The following is a 26,995-nucleotide window of genomic DNA, read 5'->3' as shown; positions in this document are numbered from 1 at the left end:
GGGTAATCAGAAACCGCTAATTTCACCTTCGCGGCGAGGATCTGCACCGCCTTCAAGGCCGGCTTTTTCATCGATACGAATTACGTGCAAGCCACTGGTTTGATCTCTTAGCACAATATTGTGGCCCCGTTCGCGTAGCCGTATCAGTGTTGATTCATCAACACGACCGCTTTCCAGTTCCACACCGTATCCCATGGCAATAATATGTCCGTCGGCAATAGCCTCGGCTAAGGGTAATTGCTTGGCTAATATACGATAAAGACTGCCGGCAACGTAGTTGATGATCCTGGTACCGCCGGGGCTGCCAATCACCAGTAGAGCCCTGCCGTCTTTAAAAACAATAGTTGGTGACATTGATGAACGCGGACGCTTGCCTGACTGAACGCGATTGGCGACCGGCATGCCATCGGCAGTTCTTGGCATAAAGGAGAAATCAGTAAGTTGATTGTTCAGTAAAAATCCGCCGATCATGATTCGAGAACCAAAAGCGGTTTCAATACTGCTGGTCATACTGACTACATTACCTTCGGCATCGACAATACTCAGGTGCGTGGTGGAAGGAAACTCCGGTAAATTGCTGCTAAGACGGGGCTCAGCACCTGGCGGTAAACCAGCATTTACGTTACTAAGCACAGAATTGTTGCGGATCAGCATCGCGCGCTGATGAAGATAATCCCGATCGATCATGCCTTGGGTAGGCACACTGACAAAAGCCGGATCTCCCACATAAGCATTCCGATCCGCAAATGCCAACTTGGAGGCCTCGATAAAGCTGTGGTGCCAATCAGCGTGCTCTCCATAACGGCTTTCGTAAGCCTCCAACAGACCAAGAATCGCTAGTACCGTAGTGCCGCCGGAAGATGGCGGGGGAACGCCGCAAATCCGATATATTCGAAACTGACCGCAAAGGGCTTCGCGCTTTTTGGGTTGATACGCTTTCATATCGGGAAGACTAAGGCGGCCTGGTCGATTGGGATCATTGTTTACTGCCTGGACGATCTGCTTGGCCAGCTCGCCCTGATAAAAATCTGTGACACCGAGAGCAGCAAGTCGTCGCAGCGTTTGCGCGTAGGCAAGGTTCTGCAGCACACTACCTTCAGTCTTGGGCTGCCAGCCTGTTTCACTGCGGTGAAAAAAATACTCGCGAATCTGTGGATTCACCGCTACTCTAGGCATGCGGCTTAGTAGAATATGCAATCGCTCAGAGATGGCAAAACCTTGTTCGGCCAGAATAATGGCAGGCTTAAATAAGTTCGCCCATGGCAGCTTACCGTGTTCCTTGTGACTGGCCTCCAGCATTGCCAAAACGCCCGGCACGCCAACCGAGTGGCCGCCAATGACTGCACTAAAAAAATCCATAGGTTGGCCATCGGTATTTATATAGTAAGCTTCTGATACCGATGCGGGTGCCGTCTCCCGACCATCCCAGACGACCAGTTCGCCGCTTCTTGCCTGCCAATGAAGCATAAATGCGCCACCGCCAATTCCCGACGATTGAGGTTCGACAAGACCAAGAACCAATTGCGCGGCAATGGCTGCATCAACAGCGGAGCCGCCCTGGCGTAAAATCTTGACAGCGGCGCGGCTGGCATGTGGATTGGCTGTGACTGCCATCGCTTTGCTGTAATTGGCCGATTTGATCGCACTAAAGCCGCTGGCGACCTCGGGCACGATAATGGGGTTACTGGCGTGAGCTAACAAGCTGCCGATACATAGAACAGAAAAAAATAGCGGTTTTATACCCAACCAGGACATCCCATTTCTCCACAAAGACCAAATGTGTAGAGTGCCATGTCCGGCAAGGGGAAGTAAAGTTAGATAAACTGGATCAGAAAATCTCAAGAGAACAAATTTGATTGGCAGTTTTACTCGTGAGCTTATGTGAGATAGCGAACAGAGCGTCTCTGATTCGTTCGGTAGAATTCAAGCTAAACCTCCCTAATTTCAATAGAATATAAACCGGATAGATTGAAAATAAAAAACCAAGGAGAATTTATGAGAACTACAGATAAAGACATACAAGGTATTCTAATTAAGAGAGTTATCGTGATTGTCGGCTTGTTCGCCATTTTTGGCTTGGCAAGTTGCCAGCAGGAGGGACCAGCAGAAAAGATAGGAGAAAAAATAGATCGCTCCGTCGAGAATGTAGAACAAAAGATGGAACAAATTACAGAGCAAGTAGGTAAAGAAATTAATGAAGCACGAAAAACAATTACCAATGAATCCGAAGAAAGTAATCAGTATCTTGATGATTCAGTTATTACTGTAAACGTGCAGACAGCAATTGTAAATGATCCTTTACTTGAAGTATCCGATATTAAAGTAACCACAGTGAATGGCACGGTGCAATTGAGCGGCATGGTTGATTCTCAGGAACTTATAGATAGAGCAGCAGAAGTGGCTTATGCCCAGAAAGACGTAAAATCTGTGGAAAATAATTTGATTGTTAAAGTTGTTTTGCCTGAGTAAGACCACTGATGATTAATTTGCGATTTATCGCTTTGTCTGGGGTTATGCTTTTTAATTCAGCTGCAGCTCAGGTAACCCTTCCGAGCGATGCTTATATTGCTGGCTATGCAACCAGCATGTTGCGGTATAGATTGAACCTGGATATTCCATCGCTCATTGTGCAGAATGGCATCATCCTTTTACCGAAAGGTAGTTTGAATATTTCTGATCAATCCCATGTGGTACAGGTGTTGTCGGAAATCCCGGGAGTTAATGAGGTTAAGATAGCAGAAGTAACTACCGAGGTCCCCGTAGCTACTGCTCCTTCACAACCCATCCAGCAATCCGCAGAACAAACGGTCGCGATAACGAATACTGATCCTACGCTATTACCAACAGGGTTATTGCCGAGTGGTCATTTATTTAAACCATTATTGGCGGATCCCCGCTGGGCTCATTTTTCGGCTTCTTATCGTCATTTCGTAAACGATAATTTTGAGGGAAGAAACATCGGTGCAGTAAGTTTTGGTGAAACAATACCGTTTTACCGCGGGAATTTCGGACGTTCGCTTGCTCAGTGGGAGGCAGGGCTTCAAGCCGGTGTTTTTAGCGATTTTAATTTGGGTGCGCCCTCTGCAGATCTCATCAATACGGACTTTATCGCATCGGCATATTCGAGCATACGTGCCAAGCAATTTTCAGCGTTTGGTCGCATTTATCATCAAAGCTCGCATTTGGGAGATGAATTTTTGCTGCGCAGAGTAAATTCCACATTCGAGCGTATAAACCTGAGTTATGAAGGTGCGGATCTCAGGTTATCGTATGAATTTCCTTATGGGATACGTTTATATGGTGGAGGTGGTGGTTTATTCCACAAAGAACCATCTTCGCTTAAAGTATGGATGACACAGTATGGCGTTGAGTTTCGGAGTCCTTGGCGCCTGGATTTTGCACCTGTACGCCCTATCCTTGCAGCCGACTTCAAGAATTTTCAAGAAAACAACTGGAGCACTGATGTTTCAGCCAGAGCCGGGGTTGAGTTCGATAATTTACAAGTACTTGGAAGAAAACTTCAGATACTCCTGGAATACTTTAACGGAAATTCCCCCAGCGGACAGTTTCTAAGAAACAACGTGGAATATATTGGAGTGGGAGCCCACTATCATTTCTGATTCGAGTAAAAAATAAAATTCTTCCCACAGTTTCTTATTATCGCTTGCACCATAATTTTGATTATCTTTCAGAAAATCGTAATTGATGCCAAACCTCATTTAACTTCCTACCTGTTTGATTATGCTACGTTTCAGCGCGTATGAAATTAATCTCGCAGCTGGGTGAAACAGACCGCGAGATTCAGTAAAATTTAATAATAAAATAAGAGTAGCATGCAAAAGTATGCGCGCTTTTGCGTCTAGGATGCGTCTGTTGATTATATGCCACCAGCCTGGCTGGGAGTTATTGATTGATAATCCGATGAATAGCTTAAAGTCTCGAGCGCTAGCTGAAAGATCGGTACTTGCTTACTTATTTGGTAAATTTCCAGTGAGTCTGATAGCGCATTCAGAGGGGCTCCGCCCTGATACTTAAAACGCAGTGAAATCTGATCGCCAGCGCAAACTGTAAATGGTGTGGATAAAGGGAAAATAATGTATTGGGTATGCCAATCAATAGTGCTGCATGTAAGCATATTAATTGCCAAAATGTTTTTGGTTATAACTCGTAATGCATTAAATTGACCATCTTTCGCAATGGTAATTTCTCCGTCCCAGTGACAGGTCTGATCAAATGGCTCAGCATACGACAGCAATTGAAACACCTCCGGGTCTGCGAGATTCTTACTTCTTTCCTGTATTACACAGGGGTCTTGAAATAAGATTGTGGGGGCATAGAAACCTTCAAACTGAAAATTTTGTTCTAACGGTTGAATAGCCTGAATACTGGCTTCCGGTATGAAAATAGGCAATGGACCACCAAATTTTTCCAGATAGCGCTTTTTAAATGAATCAATCACAGGTATTTGCTTTTCACGTAACAAACCGGTGTGCAGCATTTCACAAATAACTACATCGACGGGTTCCGGCGGTAAGTAATACAACGCATCAGCCTGGATGACTTCAACTTTATCGCCGTTAATATTTTGCGCCAGAAAACTGCGCGCAGCACTTACGAGCTCAGGGTTGCGCTCTACGCAAAATACCTTCTGCGCTTTTTGAGCAGCAAAAAAGGATTGTACGCCTGTCCCGCCGCCCAATTCCAGAACCTTGGCTCCAGGTTTAACTACTAAATTAATCGCCTCTTTAAAGCCTTTCATTCGGATAGTGTCGTTCAACATATTGTGATGATAATGCAGCGGAATGAATTGACCGAGTTCCAAGCTCTCAAATTTATTTTGCATAGGGATTCCTGAATGTTTAGCGTTATCGATTGATAATGAATTGCTGTGAACAGATAGCAATGATCATGCCAATTTAATGCAAAGCATATACTGACTGCGTTTAATCAGATTTTTCATAGTAACCGGAAGGTAAGGTCGGCAAATATTGCCGCTTGCGAGTTTTTTGTTTCCCAAAGAAGAAACGGGAATAGGCCGGATGAATTGCAATTATTTGAGAATTTTGATAGTTCGATAAACTCTCCGAAAATAAAAGATAAAGCATGTAGTCGAGGGGTTTTTTATTTTATTGGAGATGAGTTGTTAAAATGCTTTGTAGATAAGGGGGAAATATGCTATTTATTACTCATTTCGAGAGGAAAAAATGATTCTAAAATACAAAGACCTTAAATAACGTAAGCGGTAAGCGCTAACCTATTTTCTCTGACTCATAAATGAACATTGACCATTGCCAAGGTTCCGTCGTCACACAGAGCAAAAATATTTTCTCTGACTCATAAATGAACATTGACCATTGCTATAAGCTACAAAAATGATAAAAAAACAGATTAAAAATACAAAAACGGAAGAAAATTTCATGAAGCGTTTGTTCTCATCAATTCAAGAAGGGTGATGGTATGTTGATTCCGGAACGCGATATCACTATTGGGATGTATGTTTTTGCTATATTTTTACTGCTGTTAATTTTGTCAAATTCAGCATTGGCAAATCCCCGTTACTCATCCATCGTAATTGATGCCGATACGGGAGCGGTGCTCCATGAATCCAGCGCCGACGCGAGCCGTTATCCCGCTTCTTTGACAAAAATGATGACGTTGTACATGCTGTTTGAAGCTATGGAACAACGTAAAATGACAGTGGATACTCGCATGCCGGTTTCAACCCATGCTGCGGCAATGCCACAAACCAATATAGGGCTTCGAGCAGGGGACAGCATTAGCGTACGTGATGCGATTCCCGCGTTGATAGTGCGTTCAGCCAACGATGTGGCGGCGGTGGTGGCGGAGGCGCTGGGTAGAAGTGAAGCCAATTTTGGCCGTATGATGACCGATAAAGCGCGCCAGTTGGGTATGCGTTCAACCACGTTCCGCAATGCTTCCGGTTTGCCCAATCTTGAGCAAAAAACTACCGCACGCGATATGGTAATCCTATCCACACGATTAATGAAAGACTTTCCTAAGTATTACCATTATTTTTCTACCCAATCATTCAGTTATAAAGGCATCACGTATAACAGTCACAATCGCATGGTGCGAAACACCTCAGGCGTGGATGGTTTGAAAACGGGTTTTATTCGCGCTTCCGGATTTAATGTGGCTACTTCCGCCAAACGAGGCAATCGTCGTGTGGTCGCCGTGGTTATGGGCGGGAACACCGCAGCTGCACGCGATCAGCATATGGCACAGCTGATTGATCGCAGTTTTAATCAAGGGAATCGTTCAATCCAGGTGGCAAGCAATAGTCAGAATGCTCGTGCGGTGGCGGTTACAGTAGTAAAAGTGAATGCGCCGACTCCAGCACTGAAACCGTACCCAGAACAACCGAAAGCATCTGAATCTATCGTTACTCAACAATATGTTGTTCCGCCGGTAAGCGCGCAACCGGTGCAATTGCAGAAAGTTGCATTACAATTACAGACAAATGACGATTGGGCAGTGCAGATCGGTTCTTATCATGAGCCCAGTCGAGCTTATGCAAATGCACAGGCGGCGGCTCGTTGGATTCCGGGCGAGATAGTCGTAACGGAAGTGGAAATCAGTAATCGCAGGCTATATCGGGCAAGATTGGTGGGGTTGCAGGAAAATCAGGCGCGTAGTGCTTGTCAAAGTTTAACGCGGCAAGGAATCGAATGTTTGGTGGTGCGATCCTGATTGATATCGATAGTAAAAATGGAAAGCTTTTAACCAAATATTCGAAGTAATAAACCCGAACGAGCGAGTGATTGCTACCGAGAATTTATTCTAATGGCAATTTATTCCTGCTTAATCATTCCATCCTCTAATTCAACCACTCGATCAGCAATATCCAGAATACGGTAATCGTGTGTTACCAGTAAAATGGTGGTATGCGATTCTTTGGCCAAGCGTTTCAGGAGGCTGACGGCTTCGTGGCCGCTTTGCTTATCCAATGAAGCGGTCGGTTCATCAGCCAGGATGATTTTAGGTTGCCCCACCAGTGCCCTGGCAATGGAAACGCGCTGTCGCTGCCCGCCGGAAAGCTGATCAGGCTTGTAATCAAGGCGGTCACCGAGCCCTACGGCGATCAGCATTTCTGCAGCCCGACTGGATCTCTGCTGTTCAGTGGTCACAGCGTTAATTTCCAAAGTCATGCAGACGTTCTGTAGAGCGGTAAGGGATTTGAGAAGGTTATGCTGCTGGAAAATATAGCCAATCTGCTGGCGAGTTTTTACTTTGATTTGCTCATTACTGTTAACAAACTGGTGTCCCAGTACTTTTACGCTGCCGTGGAAGGCCTGGCGCAAGCCGCCGATAATGGTGAGGAAGGTAGTTTTACCCGAACCGGAAGGTCCGGTTATCAGAACTATTTCACCTTCTTCGATCGAAATTGTCACATTCTTCAGTACCGGTTGCGTTAAAGCGCCGCTACCGAAACTGAAATTCAGATGATCGACTTCAATGACGCTTGGCATTAGAACATATCAGCTGGATTGGCGTCTTTTAGCTTGCGTATTGCGAGTAACCCAGCCATAAAACACATGGAAAGGATAAACATAAAAACGGTGATGATTTTACTGATAAGCATGGGCATCGGCATGTACATTTGTGATTCTGCCAAATTATATAACCCCAGAGAAAGCAGATAGCCCGGAATGAACCCCAAGACTGCCAGAAAGAATGACGAAGCAAATACAACACGGACAAAATAACCGTGCTTATATCCCATAGCTTTCAATGTGGCGAATTCATTGCGGTGATTGGCAATATCAGTAAAAAGAATCTGATAGACAATAACTAAACCCACAACCCATCCCATCACGGTGCCAAAGCCAAAAATGAATCCTATGGGCGCCGTATTGGCCCAGTAATCCTTTTCATAGTGCAACAACTCCTCATACGTAAACACATTGACAAACTCATTGAGATGGTTTTTAAGCTCGGCTTGCACGCTTTTAACCGATGCGCCAGAGTTTAATCTAATCACTCCCATATCGATGTCATCGAGATTTCTTCTGGGGAAGATACGCATGAAATTCAAGTCACTGGTTATCACGTTGCCATCTGCGGCAAAAGATACGCCCAGCTGAAACAATCCGACAATGATAATTTTATAATCATTGATTTCTGTTACATTTTCGCCCGCATCCAGCAATTGACGTACAGGCCCGAATTCAGGACGCGAATATTCATCGAATAGTACCGTATCCTTCAGCCTTAACTCGGCATGCTTATTTCTGACTGCATCGACATTGAACATCTGGGAATCGGGATCAAAACCGTAGACCATTAAGGTTCGTTTGGTTTGTGTTTGGATATTTTTGAACGGCGCGAGCCCCAAGTACAATGGATAAGCTTCCGCCACTGCAGGATTTCCCAGTGCCCGCATCAGTTCACTGCGTTTAAATTGAACCGGACGCCACATGGCTTCACTTTGCTTGTGCATTAAAAACAAATCGCCATCCAGCTTTACCGGAGCGGAAGCTGCGCTGGCATATAATGAATCCTTGAATCCCAACTGCATGAACACTAATACGCAAGCGAATAGTACACCGCAAGTTGCAGCTACCAATTTGGTTCGATCAAAAACAAGCTGTCGCCAAGCCAAGCGTGCGGGAAAGTACCACCAGCCAATCCATTTCACGGAATTATTCGTACCTTAACTTGACGAAAAATTTGGTGCCGTAAATCGGTAGCCGCTTCCCGTTCCAAGGTGAGGCGCACTTCGATAATGCGATTATCCCGATCAGCCAGAGGATCCGTATCATTCAGATCGTTTTTCCTGACCTGAAAACCCAGTTCCCTGACCTGAGCGTTGTAACTTCGTTTGAAACCGCTAGCCGTAATACACCCTTGCTGGCCTATTTTTATTTGCGGCAGCTCTGACTCGTAGACTTCTGCAACCACATCAATATTAGATAAATCAGCAAGTTGCAATAATCCATTGTCTCCGATGCGCTCGCCGGGCCGGGCGAATATTTTTACAATCGTTCCGGTAATCGGTGCATAGATCAAAGTATTTTCCAACTCGGCTTCGGCGATTTTTTGTTCAGATTTTGCATGAGCAATTTGGGCTGACAAACGTTTAAGGTTCGCCGCAGATTGTTCAAATGCCAGTTGCTTGGCATCCGCAAGAGAGATACTGACAGCGGAACCGGATTCAAGCGATTGATGTCGCGCATGCTCTCTTTGGTTAAAAGCTAACGTAGTCTGTTCTACCACGCGTTCCGCTTCAAGTACTTTGACCCGCATTTTAGCCGTTTCAACTTCCGCCTTTCTTTTGAAGTATTCTGAAAGTATTGCTAATTTATCGCCAGCCTTAACCGAGTCTGCTTCCTGAAATAACAATTGTTCCACACGTGCGCCTTCAGGTCCTGCATTATGAGAGACTTTTATCACCCGTGAACGCGGTTCTATGCGGCCCAGTGCGCCAATTCCCTGTTGCGTATCCAATCGGCAAGATGTTCCGGCAAATACGCTGGAACACAAGACAGCAAGTATGCTCATGCCGAAGAGTGAGCGTAGAATCCTTAAAAGCATGATATTTCTCAGATAATAAATATGCGGTGTACAACCGTTTTCGGTCATATCATAGCAATGAATATCCTTGGATTGAATAATGATTTGGATTGATTTTAGCGTGCCGCGATGTGATCGCTATCGTTTATTCGTGCGCGGTATTGATTCCGCCGCTGTCACAGCGGGTGGTTTCGACGCCTTGATATTGCCATAAGTTATAGTTATACGGCGCTGGTCAGAATAGGGGATTCAGTTTCTCAGAAATATTAAATCCCACACGTCATGTCCAAGCTTGAGCCCTCTTTGCTCGAATTTAGTCAGTGGCCGGTATTCCGGGCGCGGAGCATAATTCACAGCAGTATTGCTGAGCTGGGATTCCTGCCTCAGAACGTGCAGAATTTGTACGGCATAATCTTCCCAATCAGTGGCTACATGCATGTAACCGCCCGATTTCAAGTGCGTGCAAAGACGGGTGACCAGAGCAGGTTGGATCAATCTACGTTTGTGGTGCCGGACTTTAGGCCAAGGATCGGGAAAAAAGATGTGAATGCCATCCAGGCATCCGGCGGGTAGCATATGGTGCAGCACGGTTACTGCATCATGCTGAATGATGCGCAAATTGGTTAATCCGAGTTGCTCGATCTGATTCAGTAAACTACCCACCCCCGGCGCATGTACTTCAATTCCAAGATAATCATTTTGCGGATGAGTCTTCGCGATCGTCGCGGTGCTTTCCCCCATACCGAATCCGATTTCCAGAATTTTTGGCGCCTGGCGGCCAAAAATATGGTTCAAATCCAGTAAGCTCTCGCTGAATGGAATACCATGCCGCGGCAGTAATGTCTCACAGGCGCGGCGTTGCGCATTGGATAGGCGTCCTTGACGAAGGACAAAGCTGCGAATGGTTTGTTGCATGGGGGTGATGAGCGGGCAGTATGAATGCAGGATTAGCTGTTTGCCGGTTTCTTGGTGATTTTATCCGCTTGCGCGATAACACCTTCCGTGGGTGAGCTGGGACTGGCGCTGTAGAGTTTTTTCGCCATGCGTCCGGCGAGATAAGCTTCGCGTCCGGCTTCCACAGCTTTGCGCATGGCGGATGCCATCAATACCGGATTTTTGGCTGCGGCAATGGCCGTGTTCATTAGTACGCCATCGCAACCCAATTCCATCGCGATCGTGGCATCGGATGCGGTGCCGACACCGGCATCAACCAGCACGGGGATTTTGGCATTGTCGATGATAATCTGCAGATTCCACGGATTCAGAATCCCCATGCCGGAACCAATTAACGAAGCCAGTGGCATCACGGCGACACAACCCATATCTTCCAGTTGCTTGGCTATGATTGGGTCATCCGAGGTGTACACCATCACCTGGAAATCTTCCTTGATCAGGATTTCTGCGGCTTTGAGCGTTTCCACCATGTTGGGATATAAGGTGTTAGGATCACCCAACACTTCCAGCTTGACCAAGCTGTGACCATCCAGCAACTCGCGTGCCAGACGCAACGTGCGTACTGCATCGTCTAGCGTGTAACAACCGGCTGTATTGGGTAATAAGGTGTAGCGCGAGGGTGGTAAAACTTCCAGCAGATTGGGTTCATCCGCATTCTGCCCGATATTTGTGCGTCGGATCGCGACCGTGATGATTTCTGCGCCACTGGCTTCGACGGCTGCGCGGGTTTCGCTAAAATCCTTGTATTTGCCAGTACCGACCAGTAAACGGGATGTATATGTTTTTCCGGAAATTATTAAGTTATCCATAAAGCTTTTTTAATATCAGAGGCTATTTGCAAATGACGAAATTAACCGCCGCCCACGGCGATGACAACTTCCAGGTGATCTCCATGAACCAGCATTTGTTCCGAGAATTGGCTGCGCGGGATGATCTCGCCATTGCGCTCGATAGCGATTCGCTTACCTTGCAATGCAAGGTGGTCCACCAGTTGAGTCACGTTAATAGGCGACTCGAACTGTTGCGGTTGTCCATTAATGGTGAGTTGTATCATGAGCGATAAAGCCTGGATTGTAACCGGGTAGGCAATCAAAAATTGAGTTGAATTTTATCATGCAGGGATTGCATCATTGAAATAATTTAACAGAACCGGCAGTCAATATTGTTATATTCATGGTAGTCAACATATAAAATGTTGCCTAAGTTTGGGACGAAGGCAGTTTAAAACCATGTGATCTTCAATCTGCACTTTGTCCGGTTTGAAATATCATTTCACTTACAAAATAAAATCACCCGCATCCAAAGTAATCAGACCGGTCAAACGGATTGTCATGTCAGCACTTTTATTGCCATCAATGTCAAAAAGCACGTTGGTAACATTATTAGTTGCATTTTTTACAAATCGTACTTCCGCGCCTGCCCCGGTGAAAGCTGCATTTCCGCGAAAAACGAATGCGGGGTTGCCAGCATCGGCACCATTCGCATCAATTGCAGCGACGTCAATATCATCCAGCGCATGCACAAAATCCTTAATAATGTCAGGTTGTCCGCGACTATCGTTTACAGCAACATAGGTAAAATCATCGGCACCACCACCACCCGCCAACATGTCGGCGCCTGTACCACCGATGATCTTATCCGCTCCGCCCAAACCATTGATCCGGTCGTTTCCGGCATTACCCGTCAATGTATTTGCCGCCCAATTACCAATCATGGTATCAGCACCGTTTCCGCCGATCGCATTTTCCAGGTTAACACCCTTGGCAATTGTAAAGCCTCCATTGATACCATCAACGCTGGATAAATACCCACCGCCACCGGTTGCATGCAAAAGCGTCGCGGCACGCAAATCTATTGTTGAATCTATGGCCGATGGGTTACGAATGGTATCGATGCCCTTTGTATCCCAAATGGCGGAATAAAATGTTCCTGGGGCGTTAGTCGAACCGAGGGTATAAACATTATTGCCTGTCTGAAAATTCGTGTTGCTACCGTAGAGAAATTGCAGTGCGGCGATGTCGAAGGCCATGGGCGTTCCCTCATATCCATAGCCGGAAATACTGGCAGGATCCAGCGGACCATCAGGACCCGCTGGCCAACCATCGTTATATGACATCATCGTATAAAGACCTTGATTGAGATTGAAATCCCCGTAGTCACCAAACGGCGCCGTAACACCCGGAAAGTTCGGTCGGTCGCCACCCCCGGCGTCGTGCGTATGTTTCAATCCAACAGCATGACCAAACTCATGGATGAAAGTGGTGAAATCATATCCTCCCGGCTGCAAACTGGAGTAATCCGTTGAATAGTAGGCATCTCGATTGAGAATCACGGCACCTTGACGGTTAACGACCGGGCCAATATCTTCACCGGGAGGAACTGAGGTGCCAAGAGCACCGCCTGCATCGGAATTGCCGACAACGCCGACAATAATGTCCGCATCTGCCTGACTATTTGCCATCATAAAATCAATATTGCAAATATTTTCAATAAATTGCATTGATTCCAGGAATGCTGTAACTTCCTGAGGAACGGTATGTGCCGTGACGGCCGTACCACCAAAATCAAAAACTTCATTCTCTCCCTGGCCCGCTATGTATACTTTTAATCGCGTCCCCGCAATGGGATCATTCCAGTGGCTCCCCCATAGCAGGCCGTTAATGTAGGTGTTGCTAGCTAATGGGCTAGTGATCGGATCGGAAAATGCCATAGGTTGAGTTCCTCCAGTTATTGTGAATTGTATGAGCAGTTTACGTATATTTCCGTCATATGACACATTGCCATAGTCTCCGGTTCTCGAATCAACGCTTGTAATGACACTATCGAGTAAAAACCATAGAGAAGAAAGCGCAGTGCTTTTTATTGACTGAAGAATATGAGTAAACCATCAAGATAAATACAGACTGTGATGAATCCAGAACAGTTGCAGCTAATGGTTATACTTATAGAAAAACAAAAGTTCCCCTCATATACAACATAGTATTGATTAAGCTAGGATGCTCACATGCTGTTCCGGTTGAAGTCAGTATACTTATGTCGACCCAGAAAAGCTTTTAATGTGTCCTTTTTTGTGAGATAGCGATGGATTATTTCAGAAACGATATCGAACTGCCTTATTGTGGCACAAAATACTTGTGAAAATTTTTGTGATCATATCATTGATTATGTCGAGCTTGGCCGGTTGCGCGACCCATGGCTTTTCTTATCAGCCGTCACAAAATGACGGATGTGCTTTAGCAGGTAGGGCATTCATGTACTCCTGCATCAATCGAAGATAATCCCTGATATCCGATTAGATAAATAAAAACACCGCCCTTTGGATGGTGTTGGAGGTTATTCGGGGCATTATTGCTAAAGCTATCAAGAGTGTCATCACAAATAATCATGTGAAGTGGCCTCCCACAACTGTACAACCTGAGGGTAGAATTAAGCTCTGCCATGGGTAGTTAATCAAGCTCAGGCAGCCTGATGAATTGCTTGAAATTGATAATAAACCTCATTGGGAGTTTGGTTGTCAAGACCTTGGTGAAAACGTTCCTGATTGTACCAGTCAAACCACTGAATCAAACTTTTCCTTACCTCCTTTAAGTCACTAAATGCCCTGGTGTATAAGAGCTCATACTTCACTGTGCGCCATAGCCGTTCAACAAAAATATTATCACGATAACAACCTTTTCCGTCCATGCTAATCTGGATATCGTGATTCTTCAAAACAGCTAGCCATGCTGTGCTGGTAAATTGAGCACCCTGATCGGTATTGAAGATCTAGGGACAGCCGTGGTCTTGAATGGCAGTCTCCAATGCCTGAACGCAAAAATCGGCATCCATCGTATTGGATAAACGCCAGCTCAGCACTTTACGGGAATGCCAATCCATGATGGCGACCAAATAACCAAAGCCTTTCTCCATCGGCACATAGGTAATATCAGCGGCCCAGACTTGATTGGGTCGATTGATTGCCTTACCTTTGAGCAGGTAAGGGTATATTTTGTATTGTTTGGCTGGAATACTGGTTCTGGGTTTTGGCGCGGTGCTGATAATGCCCAGAGTCTTCATCATGGAAGCTGCTTTCTTGCGACCAATCAGTATTCCCTGGCGCAAAAACCACGTGGCGTAGCTGCGTGAACCATATTGTGGTGTTTTTAGGTATTGCTCGTCCATTTTTCGTAGCAAAGTCAGTTCCGCGTCAGTAGCTGGTTGCGGCTGATAATAATAAGTCGAGCGCGCCAAATCTAGTAAGTGGCATTGGCGAACGCGACTTGGTTTGTCGTTAAGCTCAATCATCATCTTGCGTTCCGCCGCACTTAATGATCGAGCTTTCTGGCTAAAAAATCGCGTTCTACCGTCAGTTGCCCTATGACTCGGTGTAAATCGTCTGTGGTTTGTCCGCTCTCTTTGCCAGCACTACTGTTCCTGGAAAACAACTCAGCCGCTTGTTCTATGAGTTGCCGTTTCCAGCTATTGATCTGCGTGGGATGTATCCCATAACGTGCTGCCAGTTGCGGAATGGTTTCATCTCCCCGTATCGCCACCAGCGCTACTTTCGCCTTGAATTCACTGGAATATTGTGTGCGTTTCTTGCTCATGATTATGATCCTCTGATTGTCCATAGCAGAGCTTAACAACCTGTCCAGTTTTGCGGTACCACTTCAGCCTGCCGGTGGTTCTTGCCGATGATGGTATCTGCCTCCCAGTCGCCGATACGACTTCTAGCATCGACGATAGCCGGACGTTGCTCAATGGATTGGCGGTTGGGGATGATGCCGCGCCGATCTGTCTTGCCATAACGCTTCCGGCGCTGCTTCTGACAGCGCAGATTCTTCCAAAGAATGCCACCGTTTCGTTTGTCGGCATAAACCCTCTGGTACACCGTCTCAATGCTGATGTCCGCATAATTGCTGATCTGGTCTGGGCTCCATTGCAGCATGAGTTTCTCTTGCCTAAACTGCCAGGTTGCATCGTCTATCGCCCGCGCATTGATGGCTTTCCGCTCGACTGCTTCGTTATGCGCCTGTTTGGGGCGATAACCACGCGCCCCGCGGTTACGGGACAACTCTCGGCTGATAGTTGATACGCTTCGGTCGATGACGGTGGCGATCTCGCTTTGTGAATGTCCCGCTTTCTTCAAGGCGTATATCTGGTATCGTTCTTCTCGAGTTCATCTTTGCAATTTCGACTGGCTGGTCAAAAAGGCTCAGATGCTACCGCATCCAACCCCCATGATCTGCGTTATTCAAAATTGCACTTCAAACTTGAATCCGTCTAATAAAAACGGGAGCAAAGGTTCCCGTTTTTTATTTATTAAGTGCAGCTGAGTATCTATCACGCTTAGTACTAACGGGGAATTTTTCTGACGAAGTAAACGATTGGCAGTAGGGAGTATATTGCAGAAGGCTACTCTGGATTGGAATGCTCTTGTTCTTGAATAGAATTTCTTCTAATTTCCTCAGTGATTTGTTCTACAAATTTATTCAAATTTTCATCAATTACATTTTTATTAGTCTCTTCTTTAAGTTCACTTGCAAGTTTATCTAAAGAAGCATTAAGTTGATTTATGAATTCTTGATTATTTGACTTTAATGTATCTAAAGTAGGATTTATATTCTCAATAGAGAGTTGATGTTTATTAATCAAATGAATAGCTTCATTGAGTTTTGCTAAACTTTTTATAACGTTATTGTCGATTGTTCTTAAATAATTTGAAGTATCAGTTTCGGCTGGAATTGTTTGCTGTAGTTTGTCAATATCTGATTTGACATCTTTATAAAAATACAAACTTAACGTTCCTAGAACAAAGATTAAGAAAATTATTATCGTAAGAAGTATTTCATTATCTTTTTTAATTTTTTGATCAGGTATAGAAGTCATTATTTCCTCAAGAATTAAAGATAGAGTGAATAATTAAAAACTTTAATGAATATTCATTCTTTCATCTGTTCGGTAACGTACATGTAATAAGCAAAATAATTGATATTCAATTGTTATGCTTTTAGGGATTAATTACTGGCTGATTTCTTCAAGCAGCTGCTTTTGTTGCTTGAATAATTCCCGCATTTCCTTCTGTAGCCTGCTTAATCCATGCTTATACGCATTCCGGCTGGATGTTGCTTTACCTGCTGGTGTCCTTGGCTCCCGTGGATTGTTTCCAGGGTTGCCAGGTCTTGATTAACTCCGCTTGTTTCAATCGTTCCTCGGGTGTCCAATGTCGCATTGTTGTCCTCAGTTAATAGTTCGTTTAAAGAATTAATATTTTTCCCTGTGTGCGTAGGGATACTTAATGAAATAATGCTACAACAATAATATAAATAATTGCTTGCTTACGACTAACTTGAAAGATTCAATATTTTTTTATTTGTCTTTATTTTCCAATTACTTACGCTTTTTCACGTAATTTTTCCATTGAACAAAACTCAATCATTGCTCTCACACTTAAATAAGCTATTAATCAATTGGGATAAGCTTAGGGAAAATAAATAACAAAATTAAAGGATATAATATATGCATAAGCCCTTGTCAACTTTAGCATTTTTATTATTACTCATCTCTACTTCTACTCATGCTGATCAAATAACCGATCTGCTAAACGGTAAATCCCCTCCCAAAAAACCAGTTGAAAATGAAAAAATCATTGAAGTTGAGACTACTGTAGAGGATGACAAAAATATTCAAAAACGCCTTAAAAAAATATTTACAGAGCTAGAAGATTTTCACAATATAAAGATTAAGGTTAGTAATGGAATTGTTACATTACAAGGGGAAGTTAGTTCCTCATCAACGAAAAATAAAGCATTACAGCTCACACAACAAGTCGAAGGTGTGATTGAAGTAGAAGATGAATTAAAAATCACTCAAGATGTAGAAGTACGCCTTAAAAATACATGGAAGAAATTTTTGTCCAATGCCTATGAAGTAATTGGTAATTTACCACTTTTTCTATTAGCACTTGTTGCTTTCATTGTTTTTTGGATGATAGGTCGGTGGTTATCAGGGCGTCATAAATTTTTTCAGCGAATTGTTTCAAACGCTTTCATTGCAGAATTATTAGGTCAAGTTACACATCTCTTATTCATACTGCTTGGCCTTCTTATTGCATTGTCTATACTTGATCTCACAGCCATATTGGGAACTCTGCTGGGTGCAGCTGGTATCGTAGGTCTTGCTGTTGGTTTTGCAGTTCGAGATACAGTCGAAAATTATCTAGCTAGTATTTTATTAAGCTTGCGCAATCCTTTTGAAATTAACGATTTTGTTAATATTGATGGGAAAGAAGGAAATGTATTGCGCCTAACCACCAGAGCAACGATTTTGATTTCACCAGATGGAAATCATATCCGCATTCCTAATTTTATTGTATTTAAAGCAGTAATTATTAATTTCAGTAGGAATGCCGAGAGAAGATTTCAATTTGATATAGAAATTAATGGCAAGCAGGATTTACTTCAAACACAAGCTTTAGCTTTACAAACTTTAAGTACAGTCAGTGGAGTATTGAGTCAACCTGAGTCACTGATAACTATAGAAGAAATTCGAGACTCTATAATTAAATTAAGGATTTATGGTTGGATTGATCAAACTAAATCAAGTTTGCCAAAAGTACGCAGTGAAGCTATTCGCCAAATAAAACAAGCGTTTGAAAAAGCAAATATTGTCATGCCTGAGTCATTTTTTCAGGTCAAATTATTGAAAAATGTAGAAAATAAATTTACCTTAGAAAATAAAAACGAAAAGATGAAATTACAGCATGAAGCTCAACCTACCAATCTATCTACTCAGAAAGTTACCGATACTAGCTCAGACGATACAATAGAAAAACAGGTAGAAGAAGAACATGCACAGACCGATACCGAGAATTTACTCAACAAAAAATCTTCTCTTGAATGATGGGGCGGATTCAAGTTTAAAGTGCAATTTTGAATAACGCAGGTCATGGGGGTTGGCTGCGGTAGCATCTGAGCCTTTTTACCAGCAAGTCGAAATTGCACTTCAACTTGAATCCGCCATCTTCTATAAACGGCAGACAAAACAGAAAAGGCTGGGCTATTTGTCACCAGCACAATTTACGCAGCAATACTATGCAAATTTGCTTGTTGCTTAAACCAATGGACTCCATTCTTGACAGCACATACATGGACGCCCACTTTCTGCCAAGCTTTCAGTCAATGATTTTGAGCAGGTAAAGATTGCTGCCATACATCCGGACTTTGTATGAGGCGCATTGCCCCTGCCCCTGATGGAATTTGCTGAGTAGCGCCTTATCACCTCAGCGTGCTCTATGCACTGTGTGCTGTTTAGGTTTAGCTACTCACGGTCTGACCAGTTTCGCCATCATTGTCATGATTGCCCGTGCAATCGGTTGAAATTTTTCTCCTTAAATCTGCTGCAGTGCTATCAATAAATTTCTATGCAACACCATAATCATGCTCGGCAGCAACTGATGTCGTAGCGCGATTATGGTGGAATGTTGTGCCTTGGGCGAGCAACGCCCAGATAATACGAGCATTTTTATTCGCTAGTGCAACAGCAGCGATATTCTTGTTGCGTCGAGCTATCAGTTTACGCAACCAGCTTTCTGGTTCTTCCTTATTTTCAGCAAAACGGATGACTGCTCTTGCTCCGTGAATCAGCAAAGTGCGCAGATAAGTGTCGCCACGTTTACTGATGCCGAGTAATATCTGCTTGCCACCACTGGAGCACTGTTTTGGCACCAATCCAAACCATGCCGAAAGTTGCTTGCCGTTCTTGAACTCTGTGGCATTTCCAACTGTTGCAACAATGGCGCTCGCCGTAATCGGGCCAATACCGGGAATAGCTTCCAATCTTTGACTGGCTTCGTTCTCCTTGTGCCACAGCTTGATCTGCAATTCCAACTCTTCTATTTGTCGACTTAGTTGTTTGAGATGATCATTCAACTGTTTCAGTAAATGACGCATTGATCCTGGTAAATCGTTTCCAGCATCTTCCAGAATATCCGGCACCCGATTGATAATCGAACGGATCCCTTGTGGGATAACAATACCAAATTCAGAAAGCAGGCCGCGTATCTGATTTGCCTGTGCGGTTCTGGCTTTGACGAAACCTTGCCTGGCACGATGCACTGACAAAATGGCTTGTTGCTCAATATTCTTGATCGATACAAAACGCATGTTGGGTCGGCTTACCGCTTCGCAGATCGCTTCCGCATCTGCCATATCATGCTTGTTGGTCTTGACGTAGGGTTTGACAAATTGGGGTGACATGAGCTTGACGGTGTGCCCAAATTCGCACAGCTTTCTCGCCCAATGGTGTGAACTACCGCAGGCTTCCATCCCAATCAGGCAAGGCTCCAGATTGGCAAAAAACTTTGACATCTCGCTACGGCGCAACTGCTTGCGCAGCAACGCCTTACCATACATATCCACGCCATGAATCTGAAATACTTCTTTTGCCAAATCAATGCCTATCGTTGTAATCTTCATGTCGGACGCTCCTCTCTTATTTAGTGGGCTTTATTGCACCACTACTTTGGCACTTCGATGCCGTTTAGGGTAGTGGGCGTCCATTCCATTACATCATAACAATTGCGCAACACGGAGTACAATTTCCTACATAAGCGCATTGATCGTTTCCGAGCCATAACCTTACCGAGGTCATCAATGAATTTTTTGCGACTAAATTTTTGGATGATATGTCTATGGGCGTGGTTTCACATACCGTTGGTATCGGCCAACGATATCGCATGCGAGCAAACCGGTGCGGTACGTATCTGGATTTCGCCGTTGTCTCCTCAAGCCGGTCAACCGGTCAAAATCATGGCTGTGTCAACTGACGGCCCGCTATCGGAATTGATTCTGATGGATTCACGGGACCAGCCAACTCCGTTGCAAATCCGGCAGCGGGGCGGGCCGCCCTGGAGTTTAATCGCAAACTTGGAAAACCTGGATAGCGGCCTCTATCGCATCACCGCAACCCGGAATAGCCAACAAGCTGGATGCCGTTCGATGGTCATTGGCGAAGCCGCCGTCCAGGAAAAACCGGAGACATGGAATCTGGCCACCGAAGCCTTTTATTCTGCCTGGATCGAGGAATTATTCGGCGCGCCACCAGAGGAAAATTTCAGTTTCAATTCTCTGGAACCGGTATTGCGCAACAATGATCGCAATTTTCTTCATAATTATCTGGGGCTTAATGAAGACAACAACCTGCCGCTGACGCCGGACTGCGCAGATCTGCCTTACACGTTGCGCGCTTATTTCGCCTGGAAAATCGGTCTGCCGATGGCTTTTCGCGCGTGTGGGCGCGGCTCGGCCAAAGCACCGCCGAGTTGCGGCACGCCCACCTTCGTCAGCGAATTCACTCGTGGCGTGCAGTCGCAAACCAATTTCCGCAAGCGCTACCGGCAACTGGCCGATACCGTGCATTCCGGTTCGTTGCGAACCGGTCTCACCGCTGATAATACCGACTGGTACCCGATTCCACTCAGCCGCGAAACGTTATGGCCGGGTACCGTGTATGCCGATCCCTATGGCCATATTTTGGTATTGGCCGAATGGGTGCCACAAACAGCCGATCGACCCGGCATGCTGCTGGCGGTCGACGCCCAACCGGATAACTCGGTAGCACGTAAGCGCGTATGGGAAGGAACGATGTTATTTGCCAACACGGAGAATGCCGGGCCCGGTTTTAAAGCATTCCGCCCGATCGTGCTGCCCGCATCGGGCGCAGGGCGCATGCTATCGAATCAGGAATTGAATGATCACCCCGATTTTATGCCCTTTTCTTTGGAACAGGACTATCTCACCCCCGATGATTTCTACGCCCGGCTAACACAGTTGATCAATCCGCAGGGATTGGATCCTCTACAAGCGTACGAAGCCATGCTGACGGCGCTGGTCGAGCAAGTGGAAACCCGCATCAATTCAGTGCAAAACGGTGAAATATATTTCTATAAAAATCCGCGCAACACAATCGCGATGCCCAACGGCGCAGCAATTTTTCAAACGATCGGTCCTTGGGAAGATTATTCGACACCATCGCGCGATATGCGCTTGATCATTGCGATTAATGTGTTGAGCGGACTTCCGGAAAAAATCGTGCGCCATCCGGAATTATTCGTGCTGAACGGTCAAAGCCCGGAACAAGCCAAGACCATGATCGAACGGCATCACGCCAAGCGCGCCCAGGAACGCAGCATCCGTTATATCCGTTCGGATGGCAGCGAATGGGAATTGACCATCGCTGAGGTACTGGCGCGCAGGCCCGATTTCGAAATCGCTTACAATCCCAACGACTGCGCCGAGATACGCTGGGGTGCGCAACCGGATACCGAAGAGTATGCGACTTGCCGCCGCCAAGCACCTGCGGAACAACGCGCCCGGATGGCGCAATACCGCGTGTGGTTCCGGGAAACGAGCAGACCAGTACCTTGAAAACAGCCGCACTCCGGATTGCAAGTCATTATCGCATTCCTTTGATCAGCAACAATACATGCAGTAATTTTGCTGATACTATGGCCATAGTGAAAGACGTTCAAATTTTATCAACAAGGAGATATTAAAATGACTGACAAATCCATTCCCCAGAGATTACAAGAGGAGCTTACCAATCTGCAATCGGTCGTTGACGAAGTTAAGTTGCAAATGCATCTCGGGACTAAGGAACTACAAGATAAACTACAGCCGCATCTGGAAGAACTCGAGCAGGAATTAAGCCAGGCCAAAGAAAAATGGGAGGCTTTTGAAAGCAGCTCGGAAAGCGCGTGGGAGGATATTCAAACCGGCTTGAGAAAATCGTTCAAATCAATGGAGCAAGCGTTTGAAAGAGCGAAAAAGCACTTTCCACCAAAATGAAATTTTTCAAACAAGAGCAGTAACAAAGCCTGTTCGGCCAGATCATCATAAATGCATTGACTCACCTGGCGAAGACGGCATGATTTATCGGGCTGAAATCGAAACTGCTAAGATGAATCTTCTTCTTTATGTTTCAATTATGTTTATTTAAAACAGAAGCGCTTTAACTTCAATTGCTAATACTTATGCTTCGAGTGCTTTTTAGCGGCCTGTCAGGAAATATGTTTTAATCCTGCATCGTTCAACAAATACCAGATTAACCGGCAATCATATGACCAGGCAATGCTTCGACAAAGCAAAAGCGCTAATCGACGCAGCGAATTGTGAAGATCCGAACCGCGAAATCAGCGAAGGGAAGGATTGGCCGAAAGAATTGCTTTATTCGCGCCGCATGTCTGACATGCTCGAACGCTATGCGCCCGATGCCGATGATGCCATAAAACTGGCGGTGAGTGCTCAGCACATCCAGCGCTGGAAATCGCCACGCAGTGATTATCCGATGGATCGAAAGGGGTATCATCAATGGCGTGCCGAGTTAAACAAATTTCATGCCGACACCGTTGCCGATTTGCTCGCTAAAGCTGGATATGAAAACACATTCATTGCACGCGTAACCCAGGCCGTTGGCAAGAAATCGCTTAAAACCAATCCGGATACACAGTTATTGGAGGATGTTGCCGGACTGGTTTTCTTGGAACATTACCTGCTCGACTTTGCTGGCGAGCACCCTGAATACGACGAACAGAAGTGGCTCGATATCATTCGTAGAATTTGGAATAAGATGTCCGCTCAGGCTCATCAATTCGTACTCGCAGGACACATCAGATTACCGGATTCACTGGCGGCGCTGATCAAGCAAGCGGTATCCGAATAAATCACGATTCTGTAATAATGGACAGAAAAGTTGTTTGATGTAGCTCAGACAGCCTGTTGAAAAACCCCTGATACAGTCGGCGGCATCGCAAGTTCTTCTGATGGTTAATGACTATGTGCAACCGGTGTATTGATCACTTCTTCGATTTCCATCATGCCTAAGTCTTCGTGATCGAGAATGTGGCAATGCATGACAAATTTTCCGGTGTAGGCCTGATATTGCGTATACACATTGGTCACCGCCGGACCTTGCACCAATAGCGTATCTTTCCAAACCATTTGCGGTTTACCGTCCGGACCGATTCGCTGCCACTGGAATGGATTGACATGAATATGAAATACATGCGGTAACGGCGGAATAGCACCCGGTACTGCAGCCGGGTCACCCACGGTCGTGAGCGACCACATATCGACAGCGCCTAACTCCAATTGACGTACATGGTCGGGATTAAAAGCGCGGTAATTGACTTGGAAGTAATTTTTTTTGCCTGCCATGTCCTGACCGAGCTTGAACGCAACTTCCTGCACGCCTACAGCTTGTTTGCTCAAATCGAGATTGCCAAAGGGCGCCAGCGCAGCCATTTCCTCGTTGGTTGGCAAAGCCATGTCGTTGGTTTCGTCAACGACTTTCAGAATGGCCAGTAAATTTTCCGGTTCATCAGCTTGCCGTAGCGATTTCAAACTAGAAGTCGGCTGATCGATGATGCGATATTCTCCAGGCTTCATGCTGGCTTTAATCAAGATGTCGCTACGGTAGCCTGGCTGCAGATCGATCGGCGTTCCTGCTTTCCAGGTATCAATGCGCCCTAGGTAATTGCCGTCCAAAGCAATTTCATGTAAATCATGCTTCTCAACCGCGAATGCGATGGATTCACGAAAAGCGGTATCGATCAAACGCCAGCGTTGTACTTCGCCGCGTTTCATAGTGATGATCGGAACGATCTGGCCATTGATAGTGATACGCCGGTGCGAGCAAGGCCATGTGTCCTTGTTGGTGGCAGTGCTGCAATCTTTCGGATTGGGTGTGGATGGGCCAGGGAACAGGCTGGTGATATTGTTCAGTTCGCCTTTCTGATTGTATAAAATCGTTTGTAGTACGAAGATTTTTTCGTTGGCATTGGCGGCCAACAGCGCTTTCGGCGTGGTACTGGGATTATCCTCGATTACAATGGCGCCTGCCATGCCGCTGCCGACCTGAATCGATGTCGAGCCATGAGCGTGGGCATGATACCAATAGGAGCCGATCGGATGGTCTTTCGGCAACGTCACTTCATAAGGGAAATTACTTTGCGGCGAAATGGCGAGCAGTACATTGTCGCTGTTACCGGTGGGCGATACGTGTAAGCCGTGGAAGTGTACATTGGTGGTATTGAAAGACGCCGGAATGGTATCCAGATAAGCGTTTTGGTTCTCCTGATCGAATTGTGCCTGAATTTCATCGGGTGATTCTTTCGGTAACCGGTTTTTCAACAGCAAATTGACGATATCACCTTGCTTGACACGCAATGTCGGCCCCACCAGCTTTCCTTCATAGGTGCGCAGTTTCACGCCACAGCCTGCGATACTGGTGGTTTTTGGGTCGGTATATTGTACGGAAAGTACAGTTTCGAGCCTACCATTTTGTGCGTGCCGATCGGGTGGATTCTGGAACGGTTGCTTGCCGTATTTTTCAATATCGATTGGTTCGTAGGCACAAGAGGGGTGATTTTTTCCCGCCGAAGCAAAAGAACTGCCAAGCAGTAAAGTGGATACGATCAATAAATTCTGTAGGCATTTTTTTGACAAAATTTGCATAGCTTTTCCTTTACTTGAAAATTCTACTGTATTGCACCTTAATATTGGGAAGGATTACCTTGGGAGCAACATAGCTGTTTGTAAAACGTTGCATAATAGTAATGTGCATCGTTTCAACCTGCGCAACTTGGTTACACAGGTTGAAACAGCATGAGGTTGCTTTTATGGTTTACTAGTCGCGATAGGGCTGGCGTTGAGAAAACCCCAAATGAAGTCTGTTTGCATTATCATCATGTTCGGACGACTGTTGTTATCGTTGTAGAACCAGAACGGATTAGGGATACCGTGATGGCTGCGTGCATAGCCAAAGTCGGTCAAATTGCGCTCAAACACTGATAATGCAAGAAAATTAGCTGAGCCATCGCCATTCAGTGCCGCACCTGCTCTTGCGTGACAACTAATACAACTCGAACCATCCATAAAACCAGCTTCGGTTACCGAATTACCCAATAGCGTCGATTGACCAATTGAGTTAACAAACTCCACTTGCGAACCTTTGAGGCGGAAGTTACGCCACGCAATATCCTCCGGATCAGGTTCAATCTGACTCGTGCTGCTGCCGTCGGCAATATTTAATTGAGTTAGCAGCTTGTCCCATTCCGGGCGAATCTTTTCCAACGGATAACTTTTGTCAGAATTGAAAACGATACTGGGAGAGTTCAATTGATCGCTATGTTGATTGGGTTTGATGTAATTATCCGCAGTGCCAGCTGGGCGATTGTTATCGCTGCTTGCATAACCGTAAGCATCATTGCAGCCGGTGATATCACAACGACCTGGCAGGCTAATATGCTCGAAGGTGGTCCATACCCAGTTGGGAATATCTTTAGAAGAAATATGGAATGCCACTAGGTGATGAATACCTTCCAAATTGCAAGTGAGGGATGATTTGCTGATACCAAGCGCTTGAAGATCAATCTGTGTCTGTAATAATTTGCTAATGTACTGCTTGGGGTCCTCCGGCAATCCAAGTGCAACAGCAAGATCGTGATGCAGCCAGTTACTCTTGATCATGATGGCATCTGGCGGTAAGTCTATGCGCGACAACGCACCGGGCTTCCCGTCCTGAGACGAATGATTGGTTAAATGATAGGGTGCTTCTGTTTGCAGATTTTTCTGATTAATCTTAAATACATCTATTACGCCGTTGGCATTATATAAATTATTGGTGAAAAGGTAATCATGAAATACCTTATTGCGAATGGTCAGCTCAGCATTTGTCTGACGAATGACGCGACCTGTGCTTTCTGCATCGGATGGATTAAATTTCTTTATGATATCCGGTACCAGATCCTTAGTTTTACTATCGACAGATACCGCAGAGCAGGAAGATATCTGTGCATCTGTTGCTTTCTTCATTGACTTCAATTTAACCATACGAACGAGAGGATTAAGTACGTCATGGAATGGTAGACGGGTATCGCGCTGTAAAGCAGGATCGCGCGCCTGCACTTGCGCTTCCTCTGTCAAAGCATCAGTCAGACTTTTGAGTTTAGCGGCGTGCTGAACCTCTGGATAAACTGGACAATGATCGAGATCGTTGTTTGTTGATCCAGGTTGACAACAATGATCTTTACCAGGTGTTTGTCCGGACTGACAGAGTGCATAGGGCTGTGCTGGCCAATTGTCGTTCTCATCAGCCCAGTTTGACCAGAATTTAGCCTGAACTGCTTCGGCAAATAGTTTCCAGGAAAACATATCCGGACAAGTCATGGCAGCATTGCTTAGTATCTTGCCTGTATTGCTATTAATGGTAAGCAATTCACCATCTTTAACAATCATTGAACAGTATTCAGCATCCTTAATACCGGCCTGAAAATACAAGATTGAATCTACACTTGTAGGTTTATAGCCATCCGCATGGACAGATTGAATGCTACTCAAGGTAATGCCAATCAGAATAATAAACAATAAATGAGAGCGCAGGATCATAGTGTTTTTTCCAATTAATAAATAGGGATAAAAAGTTACTGAAGGATCGTAAAAGAAAATCTGTATCGATATCTCTCAGAAAA

The 26,995-nt window shown here is 45.3% G+C and carries 23 protein-coding genes and 1 pseudogene; 7 read left to right on the top strand and 17 right to left on the bottom strand.

Annotation, left to right across the window (positions count from 1 at the left end; translation table 11 throughout):
* Positions 1 to 6 precede the first annotated feature (6 nt).
* Positions 7 to 1,755, bottom strand: coding sequence for a gamma-glutamyltransferase (gene ggt / locus ATY38_RS13750; protein ID WP_062559787.1), 1,749 nt, complete (start codon positions 1,753 to 1,755; stop codon positions 7 to 9).
* 240 nt (positions 1,756 to 1,995) lie between these two features.
* On the opposite strand from ggt, the gene ATY38_RS13745 reads away from it, so the two are divergent.
* Positions 1,996 to 2,469, top strand: a complete 474-nt coding sequence (locus ATY38_RS13745) for a BON domain-containing protein (RefSeq protein WP_062559786.1) — start codon at positions 1,996 to 1,998, stop codon at positions 2,467 to 2,469.
* Positions 2,470 to 2,477: 8 nt separating this feature from the next.
* Positions 2,478 to 3,620, top strand: coding sequence for a DUF1207 domain-containing protein (locus ATY38_RS13740; RefSeq protein ID WP_062559785.1), 1,143 nt, complete (start codon positions 2,478 to 2,480; stop codon positions 3,618 to 3,620).
* Positions 3,621 to 3,877: 257 nt separating this feature from the next.
* On the opposite strand, the gene ATY38_RS13735 is transcribed toward ATY38_RS13740, so the two are convergent.
* Positions 3,878 to 4,843, bottom strand: a complete 966-nt coding sequence (locus ATY38_RS13735; protein ID WP_062559784.1) for a class I SAM-dependent methyltransferase — start codon at positions 4,841 to 4,843, stop codon at positions 3,878 to 3,880.
* A 614-nt stretch (positions 4,844 to 5,457) separates the two neighbouring features.
* Here ATY38_RS13735 and ATY38_RS13730 point away from each other — a divergent pair.
* On the top strand, positions 5,458 to 6,711 hold the full coding sequence (locus ATY38_RS13730) for a D-alanyl-D-alanine carboxypeptidase family protein (RefSeq protein WP_062559783.1): 1,254 nt from the start codon (positions 5,458 to 5,460) through the stop codon (positions 6,709 to 6,711).
* A 101-nt stretch (positions 6,712 to 6,812) separates the two neighbouring features.
* Here the strand turns inward: ATY38_RS13730 and ATY38_RS13725 are convergent, their stop codons facing one another.
* The 12 genes and pseudogenes from ATY38_RS13725 to ATY38_RS13675 form a co-directional block, all read right to left on the bottom strand.
* Positions 6,813 to 7,490, bottom strand: a complete 678-nt coding sequence (locus ATY38_RS13725) for an ATP-binding cassette domain-containing protein (RefSeq protein ID WP_062559782.1) — start codon at positions 7,488 to 7,490, stop codon at positions 6,813 to 6,815.
* Positions 7,490 to 8,659: an ABC transporter permease DevC gene (gene devC / locus ATY38_RS13720; protein ID WP_235590310.1), complete on the bottom strand. Its 1,170-nt coding sequence runs from the start codon at positions 8,657 to 8,659 to the stop codon at positions 7,490 to 7,492. The genes ATY38_RS13725 and devC overlap by 1 nt, the downstream gene beginning before the upstream one ends.
* Entirely contained in the window at positions 8,656 to 9,555 is a 900-nt protein-coding gene (locus tag ATY38_RS13715) for an efflux RND transporter periplasmic adaptor subunit (RefSeq protein ID WP_062559781.1), read from the bottom strand. The genes devC and ATY38_RS13715 overlap by 4 nt, the downstream gene beginning before the upstream one ends.
* 228 nt (positions 9,556 to 9,783) lie before the next feature.
* Positions 9,784 to 10,449 carry a tRNA (guanosine(46)-N7)-methyltransferase TrmB gene (gene trmB, locus ATY38_RS13710; RefSeq protein WP_062559780.1) on the bottom strand — a complete coding sequence of 222 codons (666 nt, stop codon included), beginning with the start codon at positions 10,447 to 10,449 and terminating at the stop codon, positions 9,784 to 9,786.
* Positions 10,450 to 10,481: 32 nt separating this feature from the next.
* Positions 10,482 to 11,297, bottom strand: a complete 816-nt coding sequence (locus tag ATY38_RS13705; RefSeq protein WP_062559779.1) for a thiazole synthase — start codon at positions 11,295 to 11,297, stop codon at positions 10,482 to 10,484.
* Between the two features lie 41 nt (positions 11,298 to 11,338).
* A complete protein-coding gene (gene thiS / locus ATY38_RS13700; RefSeq protein WP_062560225.1) occupies positions 11,339 to 11,542 on the bottom strand; it encodes a sulfur carrier protein ThiS in 204 nt (67 codons plus the stop codon).
* Between the two features lie 222 nt (positions 11,543 to 11,764).
* Positions 11,765 to 13,198, bottom strand: a complete 1,434-nt coding sequence (locus ATY38_RS16885; protein WP_062559778.1) for a M10 family metallopeptidase — start codon at positions 13,196 to 13,198, stop codon at positions 11,765 to 11,767.
* Positions 13,199 to 13,944: 746 nt separating this feature from the next.
* Positions 13,945 to 14,199: an integrase core domain-containing protein gene (locus ATY38_RS17120; protein ID WP_418006921.1), complete on the bottom strand. Its 255-nt coding sequence runs from the start codon at positions 14,197 to 14,199 to the stop codon at positions 13,945 to 13,947.
* Between the two features lie 54 nt (positions 14,200 to 14,253).
* Positions 14,254 to 14,775 (bottom strand): DDE-type integrase/transposase/recombinase, encoded by a 522-nt coding sequence (locus tag ATY38_RS17115; RefSeq protein ID WP_082633050.1) that lies wholly within the window; start codon positions 14,773 to 14,775, stop codon positions 14,254 to 14,256.
* A gap of 17 nt (positions 14,776 to 14,792) precedes the next feature.
* Positions 14,793 to 15,074: an IS3 family transposase gene (locus ATY38_RS17110; RefSeq protein ID WP_062559777.1), complete on the bottom strand. Its 282-nt coding sequence runs from the start codon at positions 15,072 to 15,074 to the stop codon at positions 14,793 to 14,795.
* Between the two features lie 32 nt (positions 15,075 to 15,106).
* A pseudogene (locus tag ATY38_RS13680) lies at positions 15,107 to 15,628 on the bottom strand (IS30 family transposase); the annotation flags it as partial.
* A 254-nt stretch (positions 15,629 to 15,882) separates the two neighbouring features.
* Positions 15,883 to 16,356, bottom strand: coding sequence for a hypothetical protein (locus ATY38_RS13675; protein WP_062559775.1), 474 nt, complete (start codon positions 16,354 to 16,356; stop codon positions 15,883 to 15,885).
* 630 nt (positions 16,357 to 16,986) lie between these two features.
* Between ATY38_RS13675 and ATY38_RS13670 the strand changes: the two genes are divergently transcribed.
* Entirely contained in the window at positions 16,987 to 18,369 is a 1,383-nt protein-coding gene (locus ATY38_RS13670; protein WP_062559774.1) for a mechanosensitive ion channel domain-containing protein, read from the top strand.
* A 518-nt stretch (positions 18,370 to 18,887) separates the two neighbouring features.
* On the opposite strand, the gene ATY38_RS13665 is transcribed toward ATY38_RS13670, so the two are convergent.
* Positions 18,888 to 19,943 carry an IS110 family RNA-guided transposase gene (locus ATY38_RS13665; RefSeq protein WP_062558878.1) on the bottom strand — a complete coding sequence of 352 codons (1,056 nt, stop codon included), beginning with the start codon at positions 19,941 to 19,943 and terminating at the stop codon, positions 18,888 to 18,890.
* Between the two features lie 177 nt (positions 19,944 to 20,120).
* Here ATY38_RS13665 and ATY38_RS13660 point away from each other — a divergent pair, with 177 nt between their 5' ends.
* The 3 genes from ATY38_RS13660 to ATY38_RS13650 all read left to right on the top strand — a co-directional run bounded on the left by ATY38_RS13660 (position 20,121) and on the right by ATY38_RS13650 (position 23,187).
* On the top strand, positions 20,121 to 21,893 hold the full coding sequence (locus ATY38_RS13660; RefSeq protein ID WP_062559773.1) for a hypothetical protein: 1,773 nt from the start codon (positions 20,121 to 20,123) through the stop codon (positions 21,891 to 21,893).
* 129 nt (positions 21,894 to 22,022) lie between these two features.
* Positions 22,023 to 22,313: a sll1863 family stress response protein gene (locus ATY38_RS13655; protein ID WP_062559772.1), complete on the top strand. Its 291-nt coding sequence runs from the start codon at positions 22,023 to 22,025 to the stop codon at positions 22,311 to 22,313.
* Positions 22,314 to 22,584: 271 nt separating this feature from the next.
* Entirely contained in the window at positions 22,585 to 23,187 is a 603-nt protein-coding gene (locus ATY38_RS13650) for a DUF4202 domain-containing protein (protein WP_062559771.1), read from the top strand.
* A gap of 104 nt (positions 23,188 to 23,291) precedes the next feature.
* Here the strand turns inward: ATY38_RS13650 and ATY38_RS13645 are convergent, their stop codons facing one another.
* Positions 23,292 to 24,980 (bottom strand): multicopper oxidase family protein, encoded by a 1,689-nt coding sequence (locus ATY38_RS13645; protein ID WP_062559770.1) that lies wholly within the window; start codon positions 24,978 to 24,980, stop codon positions 23,292 to 23,294.
* Between the two features lie 162 nt (positions 24,981 to 25,142).
* Positions 25,143 to 26,912 carry a hypothetical protein gene (locus ATY38_RS13640; RefSeq protein WP_062559769.1) on the bottom strand — a complete coding sequence of 590 codons (1,770 nt, stop codon included), beginning with the start codon at positions 26,910 to 26,912 and terminating at the stop codon, positions 25,143 to 25,145.
* Positions 26,913 to 26,995 lie beyond the last annotated feature (83 nt).

The organism is Nitrosomonas ureae, from assembly GCF_001455205.1.
GTDB lineage: Bacteria > Pseudomonadota > Gammaproteobacteria > Burkholderiales > Nitrosomonadaceae > Nitrosomonas > Nitrosomonas ureae.
Note: the sequence above shows the minus strand (reverse complement) of the source record. Positions and strands in the feature narration are given on the sequence as shown.